This is a genomic window from Streptomyces sp. NPDC001816 (assembly GCF_042892235.1).
Lineage (GTDB): Bacteria > Actinomycetota > Actinomycetes > Streptomycetales > Streptomycetaceae > Streptomyces.
On record NZ_JBIATY010000031.1, the window covers coordinates 1 to 5,250 of the forward strand.

General features: G+C 67.0%; 2 protein-coding genes. Both read left to right on the plus strand.

Going from position 1 to position 5,250, the window contains the following annotated elements; all coding sequences use genetic code 11:
* Nucleotides 1-571 (plus strand): phosphopantetheine-binding protein (locus ACFYZZ_RS45305; RefSeq protein WP_389189955.1); only part of this gene is annotated, 571 nt, incomplete at its 5' end.
* The coding region (locus ACFYZZ_RS45310; protein ID WP_389189957.1) for an amino acid adenylation domain-containing protein at nt 568-5,250 on the plus strand (4,683 nt) is incomplete at its 3' end. The genes ACFYZZ_RS45305 and ACFYZZ_RS45310, both read left to right, overlap by 4 nt.

Genomic DNA, 5,250 nt, shown 5'->3' on the forward strand with positions numbered 1-5,250 from the left:
GGTTCTGGCGGAGCATTCCGCTGTGCGGGAGGTCACGGTCGTCGCGCGTGAGGACCAGTCCGGTGACAAGCGTCTGGTGGCCTACTACGTGCCTGCGGACACGGCGGACCTGGTCGACCGTCAGGGGCTGGCCGAGCACTGCGCGGTTCGGTTGCCGGACTACATGGTCCCGGCCGCCTTCGTCGAACTCGACGCCATGCCGCTGAACGCCAACGGCAAAATCGACCGACGCGCCCTCCCGGAGCCCGACGACACCACCGGTGAGATCGTCGGTCCGCGGAACTTCGTGGAGGAGCAGATCGCGGAGATCTGGACGGACCTGCTCGGCTGTCCGGCAGGCGTCCACGACAACTTCTTCCAACGGGGCGGCAACTCGATCCTCGCCATCCGGCTGATCGCACAGATCCAGTCCGCGTTCGAGGTCGACATCCCGGTCCGGGCCGTCTTCGAGACCCCGACCATCGCCGGCATCGGCGAGGCCGTCGAGACCGCAGTACGAGACCAAATCGAGCAGATGACAGACGCCGAGGTCACGGCGGAGTCGCAGCGCTACGAGGGGGAGAGCAAGTGAGCGCGGGGGAGAACCGGCAGGCAGGCGCGCGGGACGCGGGGACGTCGGCGCGTGAGGAGCTGCTGCGACGGCGCCTGAACGGCGGTCGTGACGCTGCCAGTGAGCAGGCGACGGCCACCGGGCGCAGCCGGAAGGCGATCGGCCGGGCGGACCGGGAGCGTCCGCTGCCGCTGTCGTACGGTCAGCAGCAGATGTGGTTCCTGAACCGGCTGGACCCGGACAGCGCCGAGTACCTGGTGCCGCTCGCCGTGCGGCTGCGTGGCTCCCTGGACCGTGCCGCGCTGCGCGAGGCCTGGTCGCAGATGACCGTCCGGCACGAGATCCTGCGGACCCGCTACGTCATGGACGGCGCGGCTCCGGTCCAGGTGATCGACGCGCCGCGCTCCGTCGATCTTGCGGAGGTCGACTTGAGCGACGTCGACGGGGACAGCCGCGAGCACCGCGCCGCGGAGGTGTTCCGCGCGGAGTCGGCCGGGGCGTTCGACCTGGAGCGGGAGTGGCCGCTGAGGGGAACGTTGGTGCGGCTCGCCGGCGACGACCACGTGCTGATCGCCGTCTTCCACCACATCGCCTGCGACGCCTGGTCCACCCGGCTCTTCCTCACAGAACTCAGCGACCTGTACCAGGCCCTTGCCGGCGGCCGTCCTTCCGCGCTCGCCGAGCCGGAGCTGCAGTATGTGGACTTCGCGGTGTGGCAGCGCGAGCACCTGGCCGGTGAGCGACTGGAGCGCGAGCTGAGCTACTGGCGGGGCCGGCTGGACGGGCTCGCCCCCCTGGAACTGCCGACCGATCGCCCCAGGCCGACGGTGCGCAGCTTCGAGGGCGCCGAGGTCACCGTCCCGTTCCCGGCAGGGCTGGACGACCGGCTGAAGATGACGGCGGCCCAGTACGGCGTGACGCCGTTCGTCGTGCTGCTGACCGCGTACCAGCTGGTGCTGTCGCGTTACGCGGGCCGCACGGACGTGGCCGTGGGCACGGTCGTGTCGGGGCGTGGCCGCCCCGAGCTGCAGACAATGCTCGGTTATGGCATCAACAGCCTGGTGATGCGCGCACGGTGGGGCGGCGGCGAAAGCTTCGGGCAGCTGCTCGAAGCCAACCGCGAGACCGTGTTCGGCGCGTACGACCACCAGGGCGTACCGTTCGCGCGGCTCGTGGACGAGCTGGAGCCTGAGCGGGAGATGTCCCGTACGCCGCTGTACCAGGTGTCGTTCACGATGCACGAGTCGGCCGAGGCGGCGAACGGCCTGTTCGGCCTCGAGTCCGTTCCGTTCGGAGTCGTCGGTGGTGTGGCCAAGACCGACCTCGAACTCCAGGTGGTCGAGGCCGGTGATGGTTCGCTGAGTGCGCGGCTGGCATATCCGGTCGCCCTGTTCGACCACGGCACGGTCGAGCGAATGGCGGGGCACTGGCTGCGGCTGCTGAGCGCGGCGGTGGAGAACCCGTCGGCCCCGGCAGCGCAGCTGGAGATGCTGAGCGCGGCCGATAAGTCGCTGCTGATGGTGGGCCCGAGGACGTCCGCTCGGGTGGAGCGGTGTGTGCATGAGGTGTTCGAGGAGCAGGTGGCTCTCGATCCTGATGCGGTGGCGGTTGTCGCTGGTGATGTGGAGTTGTCGTATGGCGAGGTGAATGCGCGGGCGAATCGTCTGGCGCGTTATCTGTCCGGGCTGGGTGTGGGTCCGGAGTCGCTGGTGGGTGTGTGCCTGGAGCGTGGGGTTGATCTGGTCCCGGCGCTGTTGGGTGTTTTGAAGTCGGGTGCGGGTTATGTGCCGTTGGATCCGGTGAATCCTGCTGAGCGGCTGGGGTATGTGGCGTCGGATGCCGGGGTGTCGGTGGTGGTGACGCAGGCGGGTCTGCTGTCGCTGGTCGATGGTTTCCATGACGGCGCTGTGGTGGTTTTGGATGGTGCTGACCGGGATGGTGTCGCGGCGTGTGAGGCGTCGGATCCGGGTGTGGTGGTGTCGCCGGACAACACGGTGTATGTGATTTACACGTCCGGTTCGACGGGGCGTCCGAAGGGTGTGAATCTCGAGCACGCGAATGTGGTGCGGCTTCTTGCCGTGTCGCAGGAGCATTATGCGTTCGACGAGTCGGATGTGTTCTCGCTGTTCCACTCGTATGCGTTCGATGTGTCGGTGTTCGAGATGTGGGGTGCGTTGATGCATGGCGGCCGTGTGGTCGTCGTGCCGCGTGAGGTGGCGCAGTCGCCGGATGAGTTCCTGGATCTGCTGGTGCGGGAGCGGGTGACGGTGTTGTCTCAGACTCCGTCCGCGTTCCGTTCGCTGGTGGGCGCGGCTGCTGACGGTGACCCGCGTATCGACCGGCTCTCTCTGCGGGCGGTGATTTTCGCCGGCGAGAAACTGGAGGTTGCCGAGCTTCAGCCGTGGGTGGACCGGGTGGGTCTGGAGAAGACCGCACTGGTGAACATGTACGGCATCACCGAGACCACGGTGCACTCCACGTACTACCGGCTGGAGAAGAAGGACTTCGCTGCCGATGCGGGCAACCCGATCGGTCATCCGCTGAGCGATCTGGCGATTTATCTCCTCGACCAGCTTGGCAACATCGTGCCGGTCGGCGTCCCCGGTGAGATGTATGTGGGTGGTCCGGGTGTTGCGCGCGGTTATCTGGGGCGTGCGGCGCTGACGGCGGAGCGGTTTGTGCCGAACCCGTTCGGTACTCCTTGCTCGCGTTTGTACCGCAGTGGTGATCTGGCGCGTCGTCGTGAGGACGGAAGTCTGGAGTTCCTGGGCCGCATCGACGACCAGGTGAAGATCCGTGGCTATCGCATCGAGCTGGGCGAGATCGAGACCGTCCTGTCCGCGTATGACGCGATCCGTGACGCTGTGGTGACCGTTCGCGAGGACACCCCGGGTGACAAACGCCTGGTGGCTTACTACGTTCTCGCCCCCGGCGCCACCGTCGATCTTGCCGCACTACGCGCCGAGCTGGGTCGTGCTCTGCCCGAGTACATGGTTCCGGCCGCGTTCGTGGAGTTGGAGGCCCTCCCGCTGACGGCGAACGGCAAGCTGGACAAGCGTGCCTTGCCCGCCCCCGAACAGGATGCCTTCGCGCGCGGTGAGTACGTCGCGCCGCGCACGCCGTTGGAGGAGCGCATCGCAGCGGTGTGGTCGGAGGTCCTGGGCGTGGAGCGGGTCGGTGTCGAGGACTCGTTCTTCGACCTCGGCGGCGACTCCATCCGAGCCGTCGCCCTCGTCGGCGCCCTCCGCACCACCGGCTTCGATGTCGCCGTACGTGATGTCTTCGCCGCCCGCACCGTCACCGCCCTCGCCGAACTGCTCGACGGTCAGGAGGTGACCGAGGAATCCGCCGCGCTGACGAGTGTGGAGCGTTTCGCGCTCGTCTCCGCCGAGGACCGGGCCAAGCTGCCGATCGGGGTGGTGGATGCCTATCCGCTTTCGCGGACGCAGACCGGCATGGTCGTGGAAATGCTGGCGGACACCAGCCGCAACCACTATCACAACGTCTCCACCTACCGGATCCGCGACGACAAGCCCTTCTCCCACAAGGCATTCGCCGAAGCCGGCCGTATTGTCGTCGCTCGCCACGAGACACTGCGGACCTCTATCGACCTTTCGACCTATTCAGTGTCGATGCAGCTCGTTCACGCCGCTGCCGAACCGGTCATAGGTGTGGCCGACCTCGGCAACCTGGCCGTGGAAGAGCAGCACGAGAAGCTGCGTGAGTTCACGGCCGCCGAGCGCGCGAAGGCATTTGATTTCGCCAAGCCTCCGTTGATGCGTTACTTCGCGCATACGACGGAGGAGAACGGCTGGTGGATCTCGGTGACCGAGTGCCATCCGATCATGGAGGGCTGGAGCTACCACTCCCTCCTGATGGAACTCCTCGGCTGTTACATGCGGCTGCGCGACGGTCTGGAGCCCGAGCCCTACGATGCGCCCGACGTCCGTTACGCGGACTTCATCGCCGGTGAGCTGGAATCCCTCGCCTCCGACGAGGACCGCGCGTACTGGGCCGGCATCGTCAGCGACTACACCAAGTTCACCCTTCCCACCGGATGGAACGATGCTGCGGACGCGCCGCAGCGGACGCACCAGATCCCGGTGCCGTGGCACGACCTCGAAGATCGGCTGCGCGCTCTGGCGACGGCGACGGACGCCTCGTTCAAGAGCGTGATGGTGGCTGCCCATCTGAAGGTGATGAGCATGCTCACCGACGAGCCGGCCTTCCATACCGGCCTGGTTTTCGATGCCCGTCCCGAGGCCCTGGGCGCGGACCGGGTGTACGGCATGTACCTCAACACCCTCCCCTTCCCGGCCGACCGGACTGCGCGCACCTGGCGTGAGCTTGTCGAGCGTACTTTCGCTCGGGAGGTGGAGCTGTGGGGCCACCGCCGCTTCCCGATGCCGGAGATCCAGCGCGAGGCCGGTGGCGGCCGCCTCATCGACGTCTTCTTCAATTACCAGGACTTCCGCCAGGTCGACACCGGGCTCATCGATCCCCTCGGCGGTATCGACGACAGTCCCACGGAGCTTCCGCTCACCGTCTCGTCACGAGGCGGATACATCATCCTGACCGTTGGCATCCCCGCACTCAGCGAGGAATACGGCCGGCGGATTGCCGGTATGTACCGGTCTGTTCTGGAGGCCATGGCGGCTGACTTCGATGGCGATGCGCGTGCTGTGTATCTGCCGGAGGGG